Origin of the sequence: Pseudomonas sp. HAR-UPW-AIA-41, from assembly GCF_002304225.1 — a bacterium.
Classification (GTDB): domain Bacteria; phylum Pseudomonadota; class Gammaproteobacteria; order Pseudomonadales; family Pseudomonadaceae; genus Aquipseudomonas.
This window is the reverse complement of sequence record NZ_NSLB01000002.1, coordinates 440,716-462,356: the sequence shown is the minus strand read 5'-3', so window position 1 is coordinate 462,356 and position 21,641 is coordinate 440,716. Positions and strand designations below refer to the sequence as shown.

The 21,641-nt window shown below is 63.0% G+C and carries 23 protein-coding genes; 17 read left to right on the top strand and 6 right to left on the bottom strand.

Going from position 1 to position 21,641, the window contains the following annotated elements:
- Positions 1–7 precede the first annotated feature (7 nt).
- The 7 genes from fghA to rpoS all read left to right on the top strand — a co-directional run bounded on the left by fghA (position 8) and on the right by rpoS (position 5,873).
- Complete coding sequence (gene fghA / locus CK486_RS06470) at positions 8–853, top strand: S-formylglutathione hydrolase (protein WP_095939461.1); 846 nt, start codon at positions 8–10, stop codon at positions 851–853.
- Between the two features lie 58 nt (positions 854–911).
- The gene (gene ispF / locus CK486_RS06465; protein ID WP_095939621.1) at positions 912–1,385 is read left to right on the top strand and encodes a 2-C-methyl-D-erythritol 2,4-cyclodiphosphate synthase; all 474 of its coding nucleotides are present in this window, start codon (positions 912–914) and stop codon (positions 1,383–1,385) included.
- Positions 1,382–2,440, top strand: a complete 1,059-nt coding sequence (gene truD / locus CK486_RS06460) for a tRNA pseudouridine(13) synthase TruD (protein ID WP_095939460.1) — start codon at positions 1,382–1,384, stop codon at positions 2,438–2,440. The genes ispF and truD overlap by 4 nt, the downstream gene beginning before the upstream one ends.
- The gene (gene surE, locus CK486_RS06455; protein ID WP_095939459.1) at positions 2,428–3,177 is read left to right on the top strand and encodes a 5'/3'-nucleotidase SurE; all 750 of its coding nucleotides are present in this window, start codon (positions 2,428–2,430) and stop codon (positions 3,175–3,177) included. The genes truD and surE overlap by 13 nt, the downstream gene beginning before the upstream one ends.
- 38 nt (positions 3,178–3,215) lie before the next feature.
- A complete protein-coding gene (locus tag CK486_RS06450; RefSeq protein WP_176481665.1) occupies positions 3,216–3,851 on the top strand; it encodes a protein-L-isoaspartate(D-aspartate) O-methyltransferase in 636 nt (211 codons plus the stop codon).
- Positions 3,852–3,946: 95 nt separating this feature from the next.
- Entirely contained in the window at positions 3,947–4,771 is an 825-nt protein-coding gene (locus CK486_RS06445; RefSeq protein ID WP_371915487.1) for a peptidoglycan DD-metalloendopeptidase family protein, read from the top strand.
- Positions 4,772–4,871: 100 nt separating this feature from the next.
- A complete protein-coding gene (gene rpoS, locus CK486_RS06440; RefSeq protein WP_095939457.1) occupies positions 4,872–5,873 on the top strand; it encodes an RNA polymerase sigma factor RpoS in 1,002 nt (333 codons plus the stop codon).
- Positions 5,874–5,991: 118 nt separating this feature from the next.
- Here the strand turns inward: rpoS and CK486_RS06435 are convergent, their stop codons facing one another.
- The gene (locus tag CK486_RS06435) at positions 5,992–7,515 is read right to left on the bottom strand and encodes a fumarate hydratase (protein WP_095939456.1); all 1,524 of its coding nucleotides are present in this window, start codon (positions 7,513–7,515) and stop codon (positions 5,992–5,994) included.
- 183 nt (positions 7,516–7,698) lie between these two features.
- On the opposite strand from CK486_RS06435, the gene CK486_RS06430 reads away from it, so the two are divergent.
- Both CK486_RS06430 and CK486_RS06425 read left to right on the top strand, forming a co-directional pair.
- Positions 7,699–8,649: an iron-sulfur-binding ferredoxin reductase gene (locus CK486_RS06430; RefSeq protein ID WP_095939455.1), complete on the top strand. Its 951-nt coding sequence runs from the start codon at positions 7,699–7,701 to the stop codon at positions 8,647–8,649.
- Entirely contained in the window at positions 8,649–9,419 is a 771-nt protein-coding gene (locus tag CK486_RS06425) for an enoyl-CoA hydratase (protein ID WP_095939454.1), read from the top strand. The genes CK486_RS06430 and CK486_RS06425 overlap by 1 nt, the downstream gene beginning before the upstream one ends.
- 11 nt (positions 9,420–9,430) lie before the next feature.
- Here CK486_RS06425 and mltF read toward each other — a convergent pair whose 3' ends face one another.
- A complete protein-coding gene (gene mltF, locus CK486_RS06420; protein ID WP_095939453.1) occupies positions 9,431–10,885 on the bottom strand; it encodes a membrane-bound lytic murein transglycosylase MltF in 1,455 nt (484 codons plus the stop codon).
- A 215-nt stretch (positions 10,886–11,100) separates the two neighbouring features.
- Here mltF and purL point away from each other — a divergent pair, with 215 nt between their 5' ends.
- From purL to CK486_RS06405, 3 genes are all read left to right on the top strand, one after another.
- A complete protein-coding gene (gene purL, locus CK486_RS06415) occupies positions 11,101–14,997 on the top strand; it encodes a phosphoribosylformylglycinamidine synthase (protein WP_095939452.1) in 3,897 nt (1,298 codons plus the stop codon).
- Positions 14,933–15,298: a CDGSH iron-sulfur domain-containing protein gene (locus CK486_RS06410; RefSeq protein WP_371915480.1), complete on the top strand. Its 366-nt coding sequence runs from the start codon at positions 14,933–14,935 to the stop codon at positions 15,296–15,298. Before purL ends, CK486_RS06410 begins: the two co-directional genes overlap by 65 nt.
- Before the next feature lie 157 nt (positions 15,299–15,455).
- A complete protein-coding gene (locus CK486_RS06405) occupies positions 15,456–15,773 on the top strand; it encodes a YqfO family protein (RefSeq protein ID WP_095939450.1) in 318 nt (105 codons plus the stop codon).
- Positions 15,774–15,831: 58 nt separating this feature from the next.
- Here CK486_RS06405 and CK486_RS06400 read toward each other — a convergent pair whose 3' ends face one another.
- From CK486_RS06400 to CK486_RS06390, 3 genes are all read right to left on the bottom strand, one after another.
- On the bottom strand, positions 15,832–16,335 hold the full coding sequence (locus CK486_RS06400; RefSeq protein WP_095939449.1) for a murein L,D-transpeptidase family protein: 504 nt from the start codon (positions 16,333–16,335) through the stop codon (positions 15,832–15,834).
- A 36-nt stretch (positions 16,336–16,371) separates the two neighbouring features.
- The gene (locus tag CK486_RS06395) at positions 16,372–16,926 is read right to left on the bottom strand and encodes an NUDIX hydrolase (RefSeq protein WP_095939448.1); all 555 of its coding nucleotides are present in this window, start codon (positions 16,924–16,926) and stop codon (positions 16,372–16,374) included.
- Positions 16,927–17,005: 79 nt separating this feature from the next.
- Positions 17,006–17,278 (bottom strand): hypothetical protein, encoded by a 273-nt coding sequence (locus CK486_RS06390; RefSeq protein ID WP_095939447.1) that lies wholly within the window; start codon positions 17,276–17,278, stop codon positions 17,006–17,008.
- Between the two features lie 157 nt (positions 17,279–17,435).
- Here CK486_RS06390 and CK486_RS06385 point away from each other — a divergent pair, with 157 nt between their 5' ends.
- From CK486_RS06385 to CK486_RS06365, 5 genes are read left to right on the top strand one after another with little or no spacing between them, the layout of a single operon-like run.
- Positions 17,436–18,038: a CoA pyrophosphatase gene (locus CK486_RS06385; protein ID WP_095939446.1), complete on the top strand. Its 603-nt coding sequence runs from the start codon at positions 17,436–17,438 to the stop codon at positions 18,036–18,038.
- 22 nt (positions 18,039–18,060) lie between these two features.
- Positions 18,061–18,582, top strand: coding sequence for a gamma carbonic anhydrase family protein (locus CK486_RS06380; RefSeq protein ID WP_095939445.1), 522 nt, complete (start codon positions 18,061–18,063; stop codon positions 18,580–18,582).
- On the top strand, positions 18,579–18,776 hold the full coding sequence (locus CK486_RS06375) for a DUF1289 domain-containing protein (RefSeq protein WP_095939444.1): 198 nt from the start codon (positions 18,579–18,581) through the stop codon (positions 18,774–18,776). Before CK486_RS06380 ends, CK486_RS06375 begins: the two co-directional genes overlap by 4 nt.
- 30 nt (positions 18,777–18,806) lie before the next feature.
- Positions 18,807–19,988: a formate-dependent phosphoribosylglycinamide formyltransferase gene (gene purT, locus CK486_RS06370; RefSeq protein WP_095939443.1), complete on the top strand. Its 1,182-nt coding sequence runs from the start codon at positions 18,807–18,809 to the stop codon at positions 19,986–19,988.
- Positions 19,985–20,725, top strand: a complete 741-nt coding sequence (locus CK486_RS06365; RefSeq protein ID WP_095939442.1) for an SGNH/GDSL hydrolase family protein — start codon at positions 19,985–19,987, stop codon at positions 20,723–20,725. Before purT ends, CK486_RS06365 begins: the two co-directional genes overlap by 4 nt.
- Positions 20,726–20,737: 12 nt before the next feature.
- Here CK486_RS06365 and CK486_RS06360 read toward each other — a convergent pair whose 3' ends face one another.
- Positions 20,738–21,538: an inner membrane protein YpjD gene (locus CK486_RS06360; protein WP_095939441.1), complete on the bottom strand. Its 801-nt coding sequence runs from the start codon at positions 21,536–21,538 to the stop codon at positions 20,738–20,740.
- Between the last annotated feature and the right edge of the window lie 103 nt (positions 21,539–21,641).

Here is a 21,641-nt window from a genome sequence, read left to right as displayed (position 1 = left end):
TGCGGCCATGACCCTGGAGAATTTGTCCTGCCAAAAGAGTTTTGGCGGCTGGCACAAGCGCTACCGGCACCGCTCCAGCGTGCTGGGTTGCGACATGATGTTTGCCGTGTACCTGCCGCCGCAGGCCGAGGAAGGCTGGCACTTGCCGGTGCTGTACTGGCTGTCGGGGCTGACCTGTACCGACGAGAACTTCATGCAGAAGGCCGGTGCCCAGCGCCTGGCCGCCGAGCTGGGCATCGTCATCGTCGCGCCGGATACCAGTCCGCGCGGGGGCGAGGTCCCGGACGATCCTGACGGCGCCTGGGACTTCGGCCTGGGTGCCGGTTTCTACCTGAATGCCAGCGAGCAGCCCTGGTCGCGCCATTACCGCATGCATGACTACGTGGTGCATGAGCTGCCGGCGCTGATCGAGGCCAACTTCCCGGTGTCCGACCGTCGCGGCATCAGCGGGCACTCCATGGGCGGCCATGGGGCGCTGGTGTGTGCGCTGCGCAATCCCGGACGCTACCGATCGGTTTCAGCCTTTGCTCCGATCAGCAACCCGATGGACTGTCCGTGGGGGGAGAAGGCGTTTTCCCGCTACCTGGGTGAGGATCGGACTCGCTGGCGTGAGTGGGATGCCTGTGCATTGCTGGCCTCGGCCAGAGAACGCCTGCCGCTGCTGATCGATCAGGGCGATCGGGATGACTTTCTCGACACCCAGCTCAAGCCCCAGGCCTTGCAGCAGGCGGCGCAGGCGGCCGGTCATCCGTTAATGCTGCGTCTGCAACCGGGCTATGACCACAGCTATTACTTCATTGCCAGTTTCATCGACGATCATCTGCGTCACCATGCCGAGCAGTTGAACGACTGAGACGGGTAAAGCGGTTAGAATCAGGCCCTTACTGACAAGGGCCTGATTCATGACCTCGATGCGTATTGGCCACGGCTACGATGTTCACCGTTTCTGCGAGGGGGCGTTCATTACCCTCGGCGGCGTGAAAATTCCCCACAAGTTCGGCCTGCTGGCCCACTCCGACGGCGATGTGCTGCTGCATGCGCTCAGTGATGCGCTGCTCGGCGCCGCAGCGCTCGGCGACATCGGCAGGCATTTTCCCGATACCGATCCCGCCTTCAAGGGCGCCGACAGCCGTGTGTTGCTGCGTCATGTACTGGGACTCATTCAGGCCAAGGGCTATGTCGTCGGCAATGTCGATGCCACCATCGTGGCGCAGGCGCCGAAGATGGCACCGCATATCGAAACCATGCGCGCGTGCATCGCCGAGGACCTGCTGATCGAACTGGATCAGGTCAACGTCAAGGCCACCACTACCGAGAAACTGGGTTTCACGGGGCGTGAAGAAGGCATCGCGGTGCATGCGGTCGCGCTGCTGGTGCGCCCATGACTGAGCTTGAGCTGCTGGGCCCGCGCGCCCATGGCGAGCCCTGTGGGCGCGCGGTACTGAAAGCCACGGCCGAAGACTTTCAGGTCGACGAGGTGCTGGATATCCCGCTGTCCGGCCAGGGCGAACACCTCTGGCTGTGGGTGGAAAAGCGTGGCCTGAACACCGAAGAGGCGGCCCGCCGTCTGGCCCGCGCCGCCGGCGTGTCGCAACGCAATATCAGCTATGCAGGACTCAAGGACCGCCAGGCCCTGACCCGGCAATGGTTCAGCCTGCACCTGCCGGGCAAGAGCGATCCCGATCTGTCCGCTGCCGAGGGACCAACGTTGGGTATCCTCAAGGCCGTGCGTCATTCACGCAAGCTGCAGCGCGGTGCCCACGCGGCCAACGGCTTTACCCTGCGCCTGACTCAGCTGCAGGCGGACAAGGCCTTGCTGGAGCAGCGCCTGGAACAGATCAGGGCGAAGGGCATTCCCAACTACTATGGCCTGCAGCGCTTTGGCCATAACGGCGGCAATGTGCTCGAGGCCCGTCAGTATGCCGCGCGTGGCGAGCTGCCCGAGCAACGCAATCTGCGCTCGCGTCTGCTGTCGGCGGCGCGCAGCTACCTCTTCAATCAGGCGCTGGCGGCGCGGGTTGCCGACTCCAGCTGGGATCGTGCACAGGTAGGCGATCTGCTGGCGTTCACCGACAGTCGCAGTTTCTTTCCGGCCGGTGAGGCTGAGTGCAGCGATCCGCGTCTGGATATTCTCGATCTGCATCCGACCGGCCCGCTGTGGGGCGAGGGCGCCAGTAGCGCTGAGGGTGCCGCGCAGGCTCTGGAGCAGCGCATTGCCGCTGCCGAGCCTGAGTTGGTTGACTGGTTGGTCAGGGCGGGCATGGCGCACGAACGGCGTATCCTGCGCCTCCCCATTGGCAGCCTGGCATGGCATTATCCCGAGCCTGATATTTTGCAACTGGCATTCGTTCTGCCGGCCGGATGTTTCGCCACCGCTCTGGTGCGTGAACTTGTCGATCTGGTGCCGGCGGGGCAGACGGACAATCCATGCGAATTCTGATTTCCAACGATGACGGGGTGAATGCACCGGGTATCGCCGCGCTGCACGGTGCACTGGCCGATTACGCCGAGTGTGTGGTGATTGCGCCTGAGCAGGACAAAAGCGGCGCCAGCAGTTCGCTGACCTTGGATCGTCCGCTGCATCCGAGCACGCTGAGCAACGGCTTTATCAGCCTCAACGGCACGCCGACCGATTGTGTGCACCTGGGGCTCAATGGGTTATTGCCAGAGCTGCCGCATATGGTGGTGTCCGGCATTAACCTCGGCGCCAACCTGGGTGATGACGTGCTGTATTCGGGCACCGTGGCGGCGGCGCTGGAAGGGCGCTTTCTTGATCTGCCGGCATTTGCCTTCTCGCTGATCTCGCGCCAGCCGGACAACCTGCCGACGGCCGCCTATTTCGCCCGCAAGCTGGTCGAAGGGCATGACAAGCTAGACCTGCCACCGCGCACCGTACTCAACATCAATGTGCCCAACCTGCCGCTGGATAAAATCCGTGGCGTGCAGCTGACCCGCCTCGGCCATCGTTCCCGTGCCGCGGCACCGGTCAAGGTGGTCAATCCGCGCGGCAAGGAAGGCTACTGGATCTCGGTGGCCGGGGATGCCGAGGACGGCGGGCCAGGTACCGATTTTCATGCGGTGATGCAGGGCTATGTGTCGATCACGCCACTGCAGCTGGACCGTACCTTTCACGAGGCCTTCAGCGGGCTGGCCAATGGGCTGGAGGGGCTGTTCTGATGCGTGGCAACGATCACCTGCAGCGCCACGGCATCGGTATGACCTCGCAGCGTACCCGCGAGCGTCTGATCGAGCGCCTGTATGAAGAGGGGCTGTCCAACCCGCATGTGCTGGAAGTCATTCGCCGCACGCCCCGCCACCTGTTTGTCGACGAGGCGCTGGCGCACCGGGCCTATGAAGACACGGCGTTGCCGATCGGCCACAACCAGACCATTTCCCAGCCCTATATCGTGGGTCGCATGACCGAGCTGCTGCTGGCAGCCGGCCCATTGGACAAGGTGCTGGAAATCGGCACGGGCTGCGGCTACCAGACTGCGGTGCTGGCCCAGCTGGTTGAGCGGGTATTTACTGTCGAGCGTATCCAGGCCCTGCAGGATCGCGCCAAGGAGCGACTGGCCGAGCTCAATCTGCGCAATGTGGTGTATCGCTGGGGAGACGGCTGGGAAGGCTGGTCGGCGCTGGCACCCTATAACGGCATCATTGTGACTGCCGCAGCAGCCGATGTTCCCCAGGCGCTGCTTGATCAGCTGGCTATTGGTGGCCGTCTGGTGATTCCGGTAGGCGCTGGCGACGAGCAGGAGCTGCTGCTGATTGTGCGTGAAGAGGACGGCTTCAGCCGGCATGTGCTGGATGCCGTGCGTTTTGTGCCGTTGCTGCAAGGCCCATTGCTCTGAGTCCGTGGGTCGCGGGCTGACAGGCAAACAGAAAAATAATGAATGGAAGGGGAGCGCTCTTGGCACTCAGTGTAGCGATGCATCAGACGCGGCCGATGGGCCACATGGGCCTGGCGGCAGTGGCGACGCTCGTTCTTGTGCTGACCGGCTGCAGTAGTCAGCAGAGCGGCTCGGCTCAGGTCATTGATGGGCAGCACAGTGCCCCCGTGCGGCAGCCGGCTACTGGTGGTCAGTACATCGTGCAGCGTGGCGATACCCTGTACTCCATTGCCTTCCGTTTCGGTTGGGACTGGAAGGCCTTGGCTGCGCGCAACCAGATCGGCGCACCTTATGTCATTCGGCCTGGTCAGGTCATCCGCTTCGATCAGGCAGGCGGTCAAGTGCCGGTGGTCGCAAAAACACTTCCGCCTGTCGGGAATGCCAAGCCTGTCGCAATCCCACCGCCCGTTCGTCCGGTGACGCCGGTAGTTGCGCCTGTGATCACAAATACACCGGCAAAAGCCCCGATCCAGACGGTTCCGCCAGCGAATGTGCCACTGCAGAAGTCAGCCAGCGGGTGGGTATGGCCTGCCAGCGGGGCTCTCATCGGCCGTTATTCCTCAAACGGCAGTTTGAATAAAGGAATTGATATAGCCGGAAACTTGGGCCAGCCTGTTTTGGCTGCGTCTAGCGGATCAGTGGTGTATGCCGGCAGTGGATTGAGGGGCTACGGCGAGCTGGTGATCATCAAGCACAGCGATACCTACGTGAGTGCCTACGGACATAACCGCAGGCTATTGGTTCGGGAGGGCCAGCAGGTCAAGGTTGGGCAAGCCATTGCTGAAATGGGCTCAACAGGTACTGATCGCGTGAAGCTGCACTTCGAAATCCGCCGTCAGGGTAAGCCTGTAGATCCGTTGCAATACCTGCCCAAGCGCTGATCGCTGGGTCTTGTCGTCCGCGTAGGTCGGTCGAGCTTCACTGGGGCGTGGATAGCCTGAAGTGTGCTCGCAATCGGATTCAGTACGGGATGGCAAGACCATGGCTGTGAATAAGAATAAAGAAGCGCCGGATTTTGATGTCGAAGATGATGTTCTGCTGTTGGAGCAGGACATTGAACTGGATGACGCCGATGAGATCGCCGAAGTCGGTGCGGTCAAAGGCAAGAGCAGTGCCGCTCTCAAACAGCACAAGTACATCGACTACACCCGCGCGCTTGACGCGACTCAGCTGTACCTCAATGAAATCGGTTTTTCCCCGCTGCTGACGCCTGAAGAGGAAGTCCATTTTGCCCGCCTGGCGCAAAAGGGCGATCCGGCCGGGCGCAAGCGCATGATCGAGAGCAACCTGCGCCTCGTGGTGAAGATTGCCCGGCGCTATGTCAACCGTGGCCTGACCCTGCTGGATCTGATCGAAGAGGGCAACCTGGGCCTGATTCGCGCCGTCGAGAAATTCGACCCCGAGCGCGGCTTCCGCTTCTCCACGTACGCGACCTGGTGGATTCGTCAGACCATCGAACGCGCCATCATGAACCAGACGCGCACCATCCGTTTGCCGATTCATGTGGTCAAGGAGCTCAACGTTTATCTGCGTGCCGCTCGTGAACTGACGCAGAAGCTCGACCATGAGCCGTCCCCTGAAGAAATTGCCCACCTGCTGGAGAAACCGGTCGGTGAGGTCAAGCGCATGCTGGGTCTCAACGAGCGTGTATCGTCTGTGGACGTTTCCCTCGGCCCGGATTCGGACAAGACCCTCCTGGATACCCTGACCGACGACCGCCCGACCGACCCCTGTGAGCTGCTGCAGGATGATGACCTGAGCCAGAGCATCGATCAGTGGTTGTCGGATCTCTCGGAGAAGCAGCGCGAGGTGGTTGTACGCCGCTTCGGTCTGCGCGGCCATGAGAGCTGCACGCTGGAGGAAGTCGGTCAGGAAATCGGTCTGACCCGCGAGCGCGTACGGCAGATTCAGGTCGAAGCGCTCAAGCGCCTGCGTGAGATTTTCGAGATGAACGGCCTGTCTGGCGAGTCGCTGTTCCAGTAACGCTGTTCGCCGATACGAAGCCCCGCTGCGGCGGGGCTTTGCATTTCTGCTTGGCAGAAATGACGAGCAAGAAAAAGCCCGGCATTTAGCCGGGCTTTTCTGCACTGAAGGCGTGCGCTTACTTAACTTCGACGGCCAGGCTGTCGTGGATCTTCTTCTGCCAGATCGCCGGGCCGGTGATGTGCACCGACTCGCCCTTGGTGTCGACTGCCACGGTAACCGGCATGTCCTTCACCTCGAACTCGTAGATCGCTTCCATGCCCAGCTCGGCGAAGGCCAGAACCTTGGACTTCTTGATCGCCTGGGCTACCAGGTAGGCAGCGCCGCCGACGGCCATCAGGTACACGGCCTTGTTGTCGCGGATTGCTTCGATGGCGATCGGGCCGCGCTCGGACTTGCCGATCATGCCCAGCAAACCGGTGCTTTCGAGGATCTGGCGGGTGAACTTGTCCATGCGGGTAGCGGTGGTCGGGCCGGCCGGGCCAACCACTTCGTCACCGACCGGATCGACCGGGCCGACGTAGTAGATGAAGCGGCCTTTCAGATCGACCGGCAGCTCTTCGCCTTTGTTCAGCATGTCGACCATGCGCTTGTGCGCGGCGTCGCGGCCGGTGAGCATCTTGCCGTTGAGCAGGATGGTCTCGCCAGGCTTCCAGCTCTGCACTTCTTCCGGGGTGATGGTGTCCAGATTCACCCGGCGCGCGCTCGGGCCTGCTTCCCAGACGATTTCCGGGTAGGCGGACAGGTCTGGTGCTTCCAGGACTGCCGGGCCGGAACCGTCGAGCACGAAGTGGGCGTGACGGGTGGCAGCGCAGTTGGGGATCATGCACACCGGCAGGGAAGCGGCGTGGGTCGGGTAGTCCATGATCTTCACGTCGAGCACGGTGGTCAGGCCGCCAAGGCCCTGGGCACCGATGCCCAGCTGGTTGACCTTGTCGAACAGCTCCAGACGCAGCTCCTCGATGCGGTTCTGCGGGCCGCGGGCCTTCAGCTCGTGGATGTCGATGTGCTCCATCAGCACTTCCTTGGCCATCACCGCGGCCTTCTCGGCGGTGCCGCCGATGCCGATGCCGAGCATGCCCGGCGGGCACCAGCCGGCGCCCATCTCCGGTACGGTCTTGAGTACCCAGTCGACGATCGAGTCGGACGGGTTCAGCATGGCCATCTTCGACTTGTTCTCGGAGCCGCCGCCCTTGGCCGCGACGTCCACTTCCACCTTGTCGCCGGGAACGATGGAGTAGTGGATTACTGCCGGGGTGTTGTCCTTGGTGTTCTTGCGGGCACCGGCCGGGTCGGCCAGGATCGAGGCGCGCAGGACGTTCTCCGGCAGGTTGTAGGCGCGGCGCACGCCTTCGTTGATCATGTCGTCGACGCTCATGGTGGCGCCGTCCCAGCGCACGTCCATGCCGACCTTGATGAACACGGTGACGATGCCGGTGTCCTGACAGATCGGGCGGTGGCCGGTGGCGCACATGCGCGAGTTGATGAGGATCTGCGCCATGGAATCGCGCGCGGCCGGCGACTCTTCCTTCAGGTAGGCCTCGTGCATGGCCTGGATGAAGTCGACGGGGTGGTAATAGGAGATGAACTGCAGGGCGTCTGCAACGCTCTGGATCAGGTCATCCTGCTTGATCACGGTCATGGGGCGCGCTCCTTTATCTGGGCAGGAACTTTGAAGGGTGCCAGTCGTTGGCTGGCACGCAGGAAAAACGGGCGCGGCAGTATAACGCGCCGACCTGGCAGGGCATACCTTGGACGCAGAAGCGGTGTGCGTGCCGTTGATTCTTTATAGTGCCCGGCAAACCGGAGCAGGTGAGGTCAGGCAATGCCGCAGTTGAGCGTGGCGGGACAACAATTCGAAGTGGCATTGGGCAGCAACCTGCTGGATGCCCTCAAGGTGAACGGTATTGCCGTGCCGAGCAGTTGTCGGGCGGGGAGCTGTCAGGTTTGCCAGGTGCGTTGTGTGGCGGGGCAGTTGCACGACGCTCAGCCGCAGGCATTGCCTGCCGAGCGTTATGCCGAGGGCTGGCGGCTGGCCTGTCAGTGTCGGGTAGAGGGTGATGTACAGCTGGAGGTCTTTGATCCCGAGCGCGAGGGCATGCAGGCCACTGTGGTCGGACATGACTGGCTGACGTCGGATGTGCTGCGTCTGCGTCTGTTGCCAGAGCGTGTGCTGCGCTATCAGGCTGGTCAGCATCTGCAGCTGTGTGCCGGCCCCGAGCTGCTGCGTCCCTACTCGCTGGCCAGCCTGCCTAACGAAGATCACTGGCTGGAATTTCATGTGCAGTGCCGGACGCAGGGCGCGTTCTCCGATTTTGCGCGGCAGCTGCAGCTGGGCAGTACCCTGCGTCTGGGTGCTGTGCAGGGCGGCAGCCTGCATTACGACCCTGACTGGCAGTCGCGTCCGCTGCTTCTGATGGCTTCAGGCACTGGCCTGGCGCCGCTCTATGGCGTGTTGCGGGAGGCTCTGCGTCAGGGGCACACGGCGCCGATACGACTGTGTCATGTGGCTCATGACACACAGGGGCATTACCTGCGCAACGACTTGCTGGCGCTGGCCGAGGCTCATCCTCAGCTTGCGTTGGAGTTTGTTGTCGCGGCCGAGCTGCCCGCCTTTTTGGCGCAATTCCGCCTTGTTGAGCGTCGCAGCATCGCCTTAGTCTGCGCGCACCCGGTCAGGGTGGGGGCGTTTGCCAAGTGTCTGTATCTGGCCGGCTTGCCGCGAGCCCGGGTGTTCGCCGATGTGTTTGTCAGTGCCAATGAGCAGGGGGAGTGATGGATTCGGTGCAGGTGAGTATGGAAGCCGGGGTGATGACCCTGCGCATGAACCGGGCGGACAAGAAGAATGCCCTGACCCGGGCCATGTACAGCCGCATGGCTGAAGCCCTGCGTGAGGCCGATGCCGAGCGCTCTGTGCGTGCGGTGCTTATCACCGGCAGCGAGCAGTGCTTTACCAGTGGCAATGATGTGGCCGACTTTCTGCAGGCGCCGCCGTCCGGGATGGACAGCCCGGTGTTTCAGTTCATGCAGGCATTGTTCGAACTGCAAAAGCCGGTCATTGCCGGAGTGGCCGGGCCGGCAGTGGGCATCGGCACCACGCTGCTGCTGCATTGCGATCTGGTTTATGTCAGCCGCGATGCGGTGCTGAAAATGCCCTTCGTCAATCTGGGGCTGTGTCCCGAGTTCGGCTCCAGCCTGATCCTGCCGCGGTTGCTCGGGCCGGCGCGGGCCAGCGAGTTGCTGCTGCTCGGCGAGAGCTTCAGTGGCGAGCAGGCGGCGCAGTGGGGAATTGCCACGGCAGCGCTGGAAGACGGCGCCACGGCACTGGCCAGGGCGGCCTCTGCGGCTCAGCGTTTTACCCAGCTGGCGCCCTCGGCAGTGGCAGACAGCAAGCGCCTGATGCGGACACCGGGGCGTGAGGAGTTGCGCCAGGCGATTCAGGCCGAGGGTGATCTGTTCATTCAGCGTCTGCGCTCGCCCGAGGCTCTGGAAGCGCTGTCGGCCTTCATGCAGCGGCGTCAGCCGGATTTCTCGCGCTTCAACTGACACGCGCGTGATTACGGGCGCGGCGCGTCTGCCGGTACGGTCTTATCCACTGCCGGCAGGTGCAGGCTGCGCTCGGTCAGGCGGGTGCCCTCCAGCTGTGGCTGGGTCACCCAGTTGAGAATGTCGTAGTAGCGCCGCACGTTCTGCACAAAATGCACGGTCTCGCCGCCGCGGGCATAGCCGTAGCGGGTTTTGCTGTACCACTGCTTCTGCGACAGGCGTGGCAGCATCTGTTTCACATCCAGCCACTTGTTCGGGTCCAGCCCCTCGGCCTTGGCCAGTTTGCGTGCGTCCGAGAGGTGGGCGATACCGATGTTGTAGGCGGCCAGGGCGAACCAAGTGCGGTCAGGCTCGGTCATGTCTTCGGTGAGGTTGGCGTGCAAGGTGGCGAAATACTTGGCGCCCCCTTCGATGCTCTGTCGCGGGTCCAGGCGGTTGGCGATGCCCATGGCCTGGGCGGTTTCCTGGGTCAGCATCATCAGACCGCGCACACCGGTCTTGGAGGTGGCGTCGGGTACCCACATGGATTCCTGATAGCCGATGGCGGCGAGCAGCCGCCAGTCCAGCTGATGTTTCTGGGCGCTGCGCTTGAAGTGTTGCTCATAGCGGCTCAGACGCTGCTGCAGGTGTTGGGCAAAGGTGTAGGCGCCGACATAGCTGAGCAGATCGACATGGCCATAGTAGCGTTGGCGCAACCGTTCCAGGGTGCCATCCTCGGCGGCCTGTTTGAGGAAGGCGTTGACCTCGTCGCGCAGGCTGCTGTCATCGCTCAGCGGCATGGCCCACGCCAGGCCCTGCGGCTCGCCGAAGTCGAAGGCCACGCGCACGTTGGCGAAGTACACCTGATTCATCGCCAGTTCGTTGGAGTCGATCAGGGTGATGTCGATCTGACCTTCATTAAGCAGACGCAGCAGGTCGACCACCTCCACCGAATCGGACTCTTCCCAGCGCAGCTCCGGCAGTTCGGCCTGCAGTTGCCGGAGTGCCTCGGCGTGGCTGCTGCCCTTGAGCACCAGAATATGCTTGCCAACCAGTTCGCTGGGTTGGGTCGGGCGTGGGCGGCCGTTGCGATAGACCACCTGGGTGTTGGTCGGCAGGTAGCTGTCGCTAAACTGTACCTGCTGGCGGCGCTGATCGCTGGGTGTCAGGCCGGCGGCAGCCAGTGCCGGGCCATTGGGTTGCTGCAGGCGTTGATAGAGATCGTCGAGGTGATCGGCGGTTTCCATCTGCAGGCGCACGCCAAGACGGTCGGCCAGGCGCCGGGCCAGTTCGTATTCGAAGCCGGCCTCACCGGAGCGATCCTGAAAATAGGTGGTCGGGCTGTTGCGGGTGACCACGCGCAGCACGCCGTCCTCCTGAATGCGCTCGATGGTGGTGGGCTCTTTACAGGCCGCGAGCAGCAGGAGAATACCGGTCGCCAGTAGCCGGCAGGCATGGCGCATGCGTAATGCAAGATAGGCGAACATCGCAGCAGTATACGCAAAGGCCCTGTCGGGCCATATCTCGACAGCCTCCCTCATCTCTGTTATCCGGGCGTTGTGGCGACAGGTGGCAGGCCGACTGATTGCCAAGCGTGTATCGCGGGTGCCCGGCGCCGGCGCTTTAGGCTAGAATGCACGGCCTCTGTGGGTCACCAATTGGTCGACCCCCACCGTCATCGTCTCCAGAGGCTGTTCTGACAATGCTCATCCTGCGCGGCGCTCCCGCCCTTTCCGCCTTCCGTCACGGCAAACTGCTCGACCAACTGACCCAGGTTGCCCCTGGCGTTACCGGGCTGTACGCCGAGTTTGCCCACTTCGCCGATGTGACCGGGCAGCTCCTGGCCGAAGAGGAGCAGGTGCTGGCGCGCCTGCTCAAGTACGGTCCGAGCGTACCGGTGCAGGAGCCTTCGGGTCGTCTGTTTCTGGTGGTGCCGCGCTTTGGCACCATTTCGCCCTGGGCGAGCAAGGCCAGCGATATCGCGCGCAACTGCGGTCTGGCCAAGATCCAGCGCCTGGAGCGCGGTATTGCCTATTACGTCAGTGGCGAGCTGAGCGAGGCCGAGGCGAGCGCCGTTGCCTCCCGTCTGCATGACCGCATGACCCAGCTGGTACTGGGCGCGCTGGAAGAGGCCGCACCACTGTTCAGCCATGCCCAGCCCAAGCCGCTGACGGCCGTGGATGTGCTCGGCGGCGGTCGCGCTGCGCTGGAAAAGGCCAACGTCGAACTGGGTCTGGCGCTGGCCGAAGACGAGATCGATTATCTGGTACAGAGCTTCGCCGAGCTGGGGCGCAATCCCCATGACGTCGAGCTGATGATGTTTGCTCAGGCCAACTCCGAACACTGCCGGCACAAGATCTTCAATGCCAGCTGGGATATCGACGGTCAGGCTCAGGACAAGTCGCTGTTCGGCATGATCAAGAACACCTACCAGATGCATGGCGAGGGTGTGCTGTCGGCCTACAAGGACAACGCCGCGGTGATCGTCGGCAACGTTGCCGGGCGCTTCTACCCGAATCCCGAGACCCGCGAATACGCCGCGTCTCAGGAGCCGGTGCATATCCTGATGAAGGTCGAGACGCACAACCACCCGACCGCCATCGCGCCATTCCCCGGCGCTTCCACCGGTTCCGGTGGCGAGATCCGCGACGAGGGTGCTACCGGTCGTGGCGCCAAGCCCAAGGCCGGTCTGGTCGGCTTCACCGTTTCCAACCTGCAGATTCCGGGTTTTGTGCAGCCGTGGGAAAAGCCTTACGGCAAACCGGAGCGCATCGTCAGCGCGCTGGACATCATGGTTGAAGGCCCGCTGGGTGGCGCGGCGTTCAACAACGAGTTCGGCCGTCCGGCGCTGACCGGCTATTTCCGTACCTTCGAACAGTCCGTGGCGACCCCGCGCGGCGAGGAAGTGCGGGGCTACCACAAGCCGATCATGCTGGCCGGTGGCATGGGCAACATCCGTGAGGAGCATGTGCAGAAGGGCGAGATTTCGGTCGGTGCCAAACTGATCGTGCTCGGCGGTCCGGCCATGCTGATCGGTCTGGGCGGAGGTGCTGCCTCGTCGATGGCCACCGGTGCCAGCTCGGCTGACCTGGATTTCGCTTCGGTACAGCGCGACAACCCTGAAATGGAGCGTCGCTGTCAGGAAGTCATCGACCGCTGCTGGCAACTGGGCGAGCAGAACCCGATCAAGTTCATTCACGACGTCGGCGCCGGCGGTATCTCCAACGCCTTGCCGGAGCTGATCAACGACGGTGGTCGTGGTGGTCGTTTCGAACTGCGTAATGTGCCCAACGATGAGCCGGGCATGGCACCACTGGAAATCTGGTGCAACGAGTCGCAGGAACGTTACGTGCTGAGCGTGGATGCCGCCGACTTCGAGCGTTTCAAGGCCATCTGCGAGCGTGAGCGTTGCCCGTTTGCCGTGGTCGGCGAGGCCACCGAAGAGCTGCAACTGACCGTTACCGACAGCCATTTCGGCAATAAGCCGGTGGATATGCCGCTCAACGTACTGCTCGGCAAAACGCCGCGCATGCACCGCAGCGCTGTGCGTGAAGAAGCGCTGGGCGACGGGTTCAATGCCGCGCAGATCGATCTGAGCGATGCCATCAGCCGTGTTCTGCATCACCCGGCAGTGGCCAGCAAGAACTTCCTGATCACCATCGGCGACCGCACCATTACCGGTCTGGTGGCGCGTGATCAGATGGTCGGCCCGTGGCAGGTGCCGGTGGCCGACTGCGCCGTGACCGCCACCAGCTTCGACGTCTACACCGGTGAAGCCATGGCCATGGGGGAGCGCACGCCGATGGCGCTGCTCGACGCCGCCGCCTCCGGGCGCATGGCCATTGGTGAAACCCTGACCAACCTGGCAGCCTCCAGCATTGCCCAGCTGTCCGACATCAAGCTGTCGGCCAACTGGATGGCCGCTGCCGGCCACCCGGGTGAAGACGCGCGCCTGTACGACACCGTGAAGGCGGTGGGCATGGAGCTGTGCCCGGCGCTGGGTATCACCATTCCGGTCGGCAAGGACTCCATGTCCATGAAGACCCGCTGGCAGGATGAGCAGGGCGAGAAGAGCGTGACCTCGCCGCTGTCGCTGATCGTGTCAGGCTTCGCCCCGGTCACCGATATTCGCAAGACCCTGACCCCGCAACTGCGTCTGGACAAGGGCGAGACCGATCTGATCCTGATTGATCTCGGTCGCGGTCAGAACCGCCTGGGCGCTTCGATTCTGGCTCAGGTCTATGGCCAGCTTGGCCGCCAGGTGCCGGATGTCGATGATGCTGAGGACCTCAAGGCCTTCTTCGCCGTGATCCAGGGCCTGAATGCCGATGGCAAGCTGCTCGCCTATCACGACCGCTCCGACGGCGGCCTGCTGGCCACGGCGGTGGAAATGGCGTTCGCCGGTCACTGCGGCCTGAATCTCAACCTCGATGCACTGGCCGATGATGCGGCGGAAGCGGCGGCGGTACTGTTCAACGAGGAACTGGGTGCACTGATTCAGGTGCATCAGGACGACAGCGAAGAAGTGCTGGCGCAGTTCAGTGCGGCGGGCCTGGGTGACTGCGTGGCCGTGCTCGGTCAGCCGGTCAATGGCGACGAGGTACTGTTGACCCTCAATGGTCAGCAGCTGTTCAGCGGCTCGCGCCGTGTGCTGCAGCGTACCTGGAGCGAGACCAGCTACCAGATCCAGCGTCTGCGCGATAACGCCGTGTGCGCCGATCAGGAATTTGACAATCTGCTTGACGAAGACAATCCGGGCTTGTCGGTCAAGCTGTCGTTCGACGTCAATCAGGACATCGCCGCGCCCTACATCAAGAGTGGTGTGCGTCCGCAGGTTGCCATCCTGCGCGAGCAGGGCGTCAACGGTCAGGTCGAGATGGCAGCCGCTTTCGACCGTGCCGGCTTCCGCGCCATCGACGTGCACATGAGCGATATCCTCGCCGGCCGCGTCAGTCTGGAAGAGTTCAAGGGCCTGGTAGCCTGTGGTGGCTTCTCCTACGGCGACGTGCTGGGCGCCGGCGAGGGCTGGGCCAAGTCGGTGCTGTTCAATAACCGCGCCCGCGATGCCTTCCAGGCGTTCTTCGAGCGCAAGGACAGCTTTGCCCTTGGCGTGTGCAACGGCTGTCAGATGATGAGCAACCTGCACGAGCTGATTCCGGGTAGCGAGGCCTGGCCGCACTTCGTGCGCAACCGCTCGGAGCAGTTCGAGGCGCGTGTGGCCATGGTTCAGGTGCAGGAGTCGGCGTCGATCTTCCTGCGAGGTATGGCCGGCTCGCGCCTGCCGATTGCCATTGCCCACGGTGAGGGGCATGCCGAGTTCGAGAGCGAGGAAGCTCTGCTCGAGGCTGATCTGTCCGGCACCGTGGCCATGCGCTTTATCGATAACCATGGCAAGGTCACTGAAACCTACCCGGCCAACCCCAACGGTTCGCCGCGCGGTATCACCGGCCTGTGCAACCGTGACGGTCGCGTGACCATCATGATGCCGCACCCGGAGCGCGTTTTCCGTGCCGTGCAGAACTCCTGGCGCCCGGATGAGTGGCAGGAAGACGGCGGCTGGATGCGCATGTTCCGCAACGCGCGGGTCTGGGTCGAGTAAGTCGCGTGGGGCGGTGGGTATGAGCGATTCCCAGCCGCCCCTGCTTCCCGAGGTGCGCCCGGTCGAGCCGGGCGATCACCTTTCGCTGTGCACCTGCGGGCGCTCGTCCGCGCTTCCCGATTGTAATCAGGCATGTGCCGCCGCCCTTCAGTTCAGGGCAGACAAGGCGCGCTTGCTGCTACTCTGCCGCTGCGGGCGTTCGGCCCGGTTGCCCTACTGTGATGGTAGTCATGCGCCGCCGGCTACTGGCTGGCGGGCCCGCTGGCGCCGTTTCACCGGCCGTGACGGCGCATCTCGCTGACGCTCGCCGGGCATTCCTGTGAGCTGGCTCTCAGCCGGCTTAAGTCCCTCTTAAGGCAAAGTGCCAGCATCTGTGGCAGGATTCTTCCAAGGTTTGCGCCTGGCCGCCCGCTAGGGGCTGACCGCGCGGTTGAGCAATCAGCATCTTGGAGGGGTGGATGTACAAACTCAGCTTCTATGTGCCGGAAACCCACGTCGAGGCAGTTAAATCCGCCGTGTTTGCTGCGGGTGGCGGGCGAATCGGTCAGTACGACAGTTGCTGCTGGCAGGTGCTGGGGCAGGGGCAGTTCCGTCCGCTGGAAGGTAGCGATCCGTTTATTGGGGCGGTCGGTGCTGTTGAGCAGGTCAGCGAGTGGAAGGTAGAGCTGGTGGTCGCCGATGAGCTGATCCATGCCGTGGTCAAGGCGCTGAAGGGGAGTCATCCCTACCAGACTCCGGCCTTTGAGGTTTGGCGTCTGTCTGATCTGCAGTTCTGAGTATTCGGTTATGAAAAAGGCGCCTGCGGGCGCCTTTTTCGTTGTGGGGCTGAATAGCTCAGGGGCGAATCTCGATCAGCGTGCCGTCCTTGACCAGATTCCACACCTCACGCATGTCGGCGTTTTTCATGGCGATGCAGCCCTCGGTCCAGTCCAGGGTGCTGAAGTACCACTCGGGATACTCCTCATCAATCGGGGTGCCGTGAATCATGATCATGCCACCCGGCGGAACGCCTTTGGCGCGCGCCTTGGCCGCGTCACGGGCATTGGGGTAGGAAATGTGCATGGACAGGTTGAATTTATCGCTGGTTTTGCGCCAGTCGATCCAATAAAAACCCTCCGGTGTGCGCTGGTCACCTTCGCGTATCTTCGGCCCTTCGGGCTGCTTGCCCAGCGAGACACGATAGGACTTGAGCACCTTGCCATGCTGGATCAGCTGCAACGTACGCTCTGACTTGATCACCAGCACCTTGTCGATGCGGGTGCCGGACAGCGTCGGGCTGGCGCTGGCGTTGGAGAACGCGGTGAAGAAAACACACAAAGCAGCTAGCAACCAACGCATGTGACGCAATTTCCCTGAAGCTGGGACCGCAAAAGGTCAGGATTTCTTGTAGGTCGCCGAGAGTGGCGCGATGGCCTCGTTGCGCAGCGGGAACACCTGCTGCACCCGGTCGGCGAAGTAGCATTCTAGAGTGCGGCCGATCGTGGGGAAAGCTAACTCTGACCAGGGGATCTCATGCTGCTGGAAAAGCCGTACCTCCAGACTCTCTTCGCCCGCGGCAAAGTCGAGGTCACGCAGCTGTGCGAGAAACAGCATGTACACCTGGCTGATGTGCGGCAGGTCGAAGAGGGTGTACAGGCGCAGGTTGTCCACGCGCGCGCAGGCTTCTTCCAGGGTTTCCCGCGCGGCGGCCTGTTCCAGGGTTTCACCGTTCTCCATGAACCCGGCCGGCAGCGTCCAGAAACCGCGGCGTGGCTCGATGGCGCGGCGGCAGAGTAGCACCTGTTCGCCCCACACCGGCAAGCAGCCGGCAACGATACGCGGGTTCTGGTAATGCACCGTGGCGCAGCGCTCGCAGACATGGCGCGGGCGGTTGTCGCCTGCGGGGATGCGCTGGCTGATGGGGCCGCCGCACTGGCTGCAGAATTTCATCGGGGCTCCTTGGAATGGCCATGCTGCGCACAGGGCAGCCGATGGCCTACTTTATCCCACGGAACGCTGGTTGAAAGCCTTAACTGCTGAGCCGGATATGGTCGTAAATGCCGGTGATCTGGCGAAAATCGACAATCAGCGTGTGTACCGAGTTGCTGTAGGTGTCGTGCAGGTGGAACTTGAAGCGTTTCTGTTCGCCGCCCTGCAGGAATCGATCGTATTCGCGGCTCAGTTCGCGCACGTCACCGCCTTTGTCCTTGCTCCAGGTGGCGTTGAACGGGCCTAGCATGGCGCCGCCCTGCAGGCAGATAGTCACCACATGATTGGTCAGGGCATCTTCGGGGATTTGCATGATCGGCTACTCCGCAGCGTGATGAGATCAGTCTAGTGCAGCGCCGGGTAGCGGGAGCCAACCTTTGCCGGGTGCGTGAGTTTGGCTGAATCGGGGCCTTGGGCGATGCGGGTGATCGTGCAATCATTTACCCATGACTGTCTGTCCGAGAACCATCATGCTGGATGAACTGCTCCGCCGTGTGCAGGGCTATCAACCGCAACAGCTGACCCTGGCCAGCAATTTCCCCGAGGCTGCGGTGCTGGTGCCGATCACGCGTAGCGATGAACCTGAACTGGTGCTGACGCTGCGCGCCCATGGCCTTTCCACCCACAGCGGAGAAGTGGCGTTTCCCGGCGGCCGTCGCGACGACACCGATGTCGATCTGGTGATGACGGCCCTGCGTGAAGCTGAAGAGGAGATTGGTCTGGCGCCCGGTCTGGTGGAAGTGCTCGGCCCGCTCAGCAGTCTGGTATCGCGGCATGGCATCAAGGTCACGCCGATCGTCGGGCTGGTGCCGGACTACGTCGAGTACCGGCCCAATGATGGCGAGATCGCCCAGGTGTTCAGCGTGCCGCTGGCCTTTTTCCGCGAAGACCCGCGTGAGATGACCCATCGCATCGACTACCTCGGGCGCAGCTGGTACGTGCCCAGTTACCGCTATGGCGACTTCAAGATCTGGGGGCTGACGGCGATCATGGTGGTTGAGCTGGTCAACCTGCTGTTCGATGCGGGCATTGCGCTCAACGAGCCACCGGAACACTTTATCAGGCTCAGTTGAGCTGGGTTGTGGAGAACAAAGGATGAAATACCGTCTGGGGCAGTCGCGTGTCGAGGCCCATCCCGAAAGCTGGATCGCGCCGAATGCCACTCTGGTGGGCAAGGTTCGTCTGGAGGCCGGCGCCAGTGTCTGGTTTGGCGCGGTACTGCGCGGTGACAACGAGCTGATCCATATCGGCGAGCACAGCAACGTGCAGGATGGCACGGTGATGCACACCGACATGGGCTTTCCGCTGACCCTTGGCAAGGGCGTGACCATCGGCCACAACGCGATGCTGCATGGCTGCACGGTCGGCGACTACAGCCTGGTCGGCATCAACGCGGTGATTCTTAATGGCGCCAAGATCGGCAAGAACTGCATCATCGGCGCCAATGCACTGATTGCCGAGGGCAAGGAAATTCCCGATGGCAGCCTGGTGATGGGCTCGCCGGGCAAGGTGGTGCGGGAATTGTCCGAGGCGCAGAAGAAGATGCTGGAGGGCAGCGCCGCCCACTATGTGCATAACGCCCAGCGCTATGCGCGCGACCTGGCGCTGGACGAATGAATAAAGAAACGCCCGTCCCCTCGCCCTGCGTGCATGTCTGCGCGCTGGACGAGCAGGATATTTGCCTCGGCTGCCAGCGCACGGCGGCTGAGATCACCCGCTGGGGCCGCATGGACAATAACGAGCGCCGCGAAGTACTCGCGCGTTGTCATGAGCGTGCCCGCCAGCAGGGTTTGCTGCATCCCGCCGGTTGAATCTGTTGCCTATCTGATTGAGGAAATGCCATGAGTCGCATTGGAACGCCGTTGTCCGCCACGGCAACCCGCGTGTTGTTCTGCGGGGCCGGGGAGCTGGGCAAGGAAGTGGTCATCGAGTTGCAGCGACTGGGCTGTGAGGTGATTGCCGTGGATCGCTATGCCGATGCCCCGGCCATGCAGGTGGCACACCGCAGTCATGTGCTCAACATGCTCGATGGCGATGCTCTGCGTGCGGTAATCCTCAAGGAGCAGCCGCACTTCATCGTGCCGGAGATCGAGGCAATTGCCACCGATACTCTGGTTGAGCTGGAGGCCGAAGGCTTTACGGTGATACCGACGGCCCGCGCTGCCCAGCTGACTATGAATCGTGAGGGTATCCGTCGCCTGGCCGCCGAGGAGCTGGGTTTGCCGACGTCGCCCTATCGCTTTGCCGACACCTTTGGCGATTACGTCGAGGCGGTGAAGGCCGTGGGTTATCCCTGCGTGGTCAAACCGATCATGAGTTCATCCGGCAAGGGGCAGAGCCTGTTGCGTGGCGAGTCCGAGCTGGAGGCCGCCTGGGACTATGCCCAGGAAGGCGGTCGTGCCGGCAAGGGGCGGGTCATTGTCGAGGGCTTCATCGATTTCGATTACGAGATCACCCTGCTTACCGTGCGTCATATCGGCGGCACCAGTTTCTGCGCGCCGGTCGGCCATCGCCAGGTCAAGGGCGATTACCACGAGTCATGGCAGCCGCAGGCCATGAGCGCCAGAGCGCAGGCCGAATCCGAGCGCATTGCGCTGGCCGTGACCGAGGCGCTGGGCGGCCGCGGGCTGTTTGGCGTCGAATTGTTCGTCAAGGGCGATCAGGTGTGGTTCAGCGAAGTCTCGCCGCGTCCGCACGATACGGGGCTGGTGACCCTGATCTCCCAGGATCTGTCCGAGTTTGCCCTGCATGCGCGGGCCATTCTCGGTCTGCCGATTCCGCAGATCCGCCAGCAGGGGCCGTCGGCGTCTGCAGTGATTCTGGTGGAGGGCAGTTCCGATCAGGTCAGCTTCGGCAATCTCGGGGCGGCGCTGGCCGAGCCGGATACCGCGCTGCGCCTTTTCGGCAAGCCGGAAGTCAGCGGGCAGCGGCGCATGGGGGTGGCGCTGGCGCGGGCGGAAGATGTCGCGGCGGCGCGTGCCAAGGCGACTCGCGCGGCCGCCGAGGTTGAGATCGAGTTGTGAGTCGGCGCGCCAGTCTGGGCTGGTGGCTGCAGTTCATCGCTCTGCTGCCGGTGTTACTGCCGCAGGCGCTGCGCACGCGCCGGCATGCCCTGCGTCTGCCGCCTGCGGCAGGCCCGCAGCAGGGGCTGGCGGGTGCCGGGTGGGGTGGGACTCCGCTGCGTTTGTTGCTGCTCGGTGAGTCGACCGTGGCGGGGGTTGGTGTCGAGGTGCAGCAGGTGGCGCTCAGTGGTCAGTTGGCCGAGTCGCTGGCGCAGCAGCTGCAGCGGCCGGTGCAGTGGCGGGCGCTGGGCGTCAATGGCATTACCGCTATCGAGGCCTGTGAGCAGTTGCTGCCACAGGCTGATGAGGCGGTTGATCTGGCGTTGCTGGTATTCGGCGTCAACGACACCACCCATTTCAGTGCGCGTCGCGCCTGGCAGCGGGCGTTGAGTGAGCTGGCCGAGCATTTTGTCCGGCAGGGGGCGCAGGTGGCTTTTACCGCCGTGCCGCCTATCCAGCATTTCACCGCATTGCCACCCCTGTTGCGGCGGGTGCTGGGTGCGCGGGCGCGCCTGCTCGATGGCGATCTTCGCCAGTTGGCGCAGGCGCGTGAGCATGCTTATTGCGCGCTGGATCTGCAGTTTGCCGACGAGTACCTGGCTGCGGATGGCTACCATCCGTCTGCCCGTGGCTATGCCGTATGGGGTCAGGCACTGGCCGAGCGCCTCGAGCGGGCGGGTGTCATAGCCCGTCGTTAAGGCGGGCTCAGCTCAAATGTGCAGGATAAATTCGCGGACCAGCTTGCTGCCGAAGTAAGCCAGCATCAACAGCAGGAAGCCGGCCAGGGTCCAGCGGATTGCGGTATGGCCGCGCCAGCCGAGCTGATGGCGGCCCCAGAGCAGTACGGCAAATACCACCCAGGCAAAGCAGGAGAGGATGGTCTTGTGCGCCAGATGCTGGCCAAACAGGTTGTCTACGTAGATCCAGCCGGAAAGCAGCGACAGCGACAACAACAGCCAGCCGGCCAGCAGAAAGCTGAACAGCAGGCTTTCCATGGTCTGTAGCGGCGGGAAGTTGCGGATCAGGCCGGAAGGGTGCTTGTGCTTGAGTTGATGATCCTGAATCAGCAGCAGCAGTGACTGGAAGACGGCCAGGGTCAGCAGGCCATAGGCCGTGATCGACAGCAGAATGTGCGCGAGGATGCCGCCTTGCTCGTTGATCGGCTGGCTTGTGCCGGTGGGCGCCCACTGGGCCAGCAGCGTGGTCAGGGCGCCCAGCGGAAACAGCAGAAGGAACAGGTTGCTCACCGGCATGCGCAGGTTGGCCAGCAGGGTGATGCCGATAACGCTCGCTGCAATCAGGCTGGCGGCATTGAAAAAGTCGAGGGTCAGGCCGTTGCCGCCAAGCAGCTGCTGTTGCAGAGCGGTGCTCTGGGCCAGCAGTGCCAGCAGGCCAAGACCACCTAGCAGGCGCTGATTGGGAGTCTGGCGGCGCTTGAAGGCAATTCCCTGGTGAGTGCTGGCGGCCAGATAGAGGAGGGCGGCGAGCAGGCTGGGCAGCAATGCAGTCATAAATCCTTGGGCGTGCGTGCGCTTGAAGGCGCTGAGTTTGGCACACAAGGGTGGCCCACGAAAGACCAAGGGCGGTGTTGGCCGGCGCGCCTCTTGGGTATAC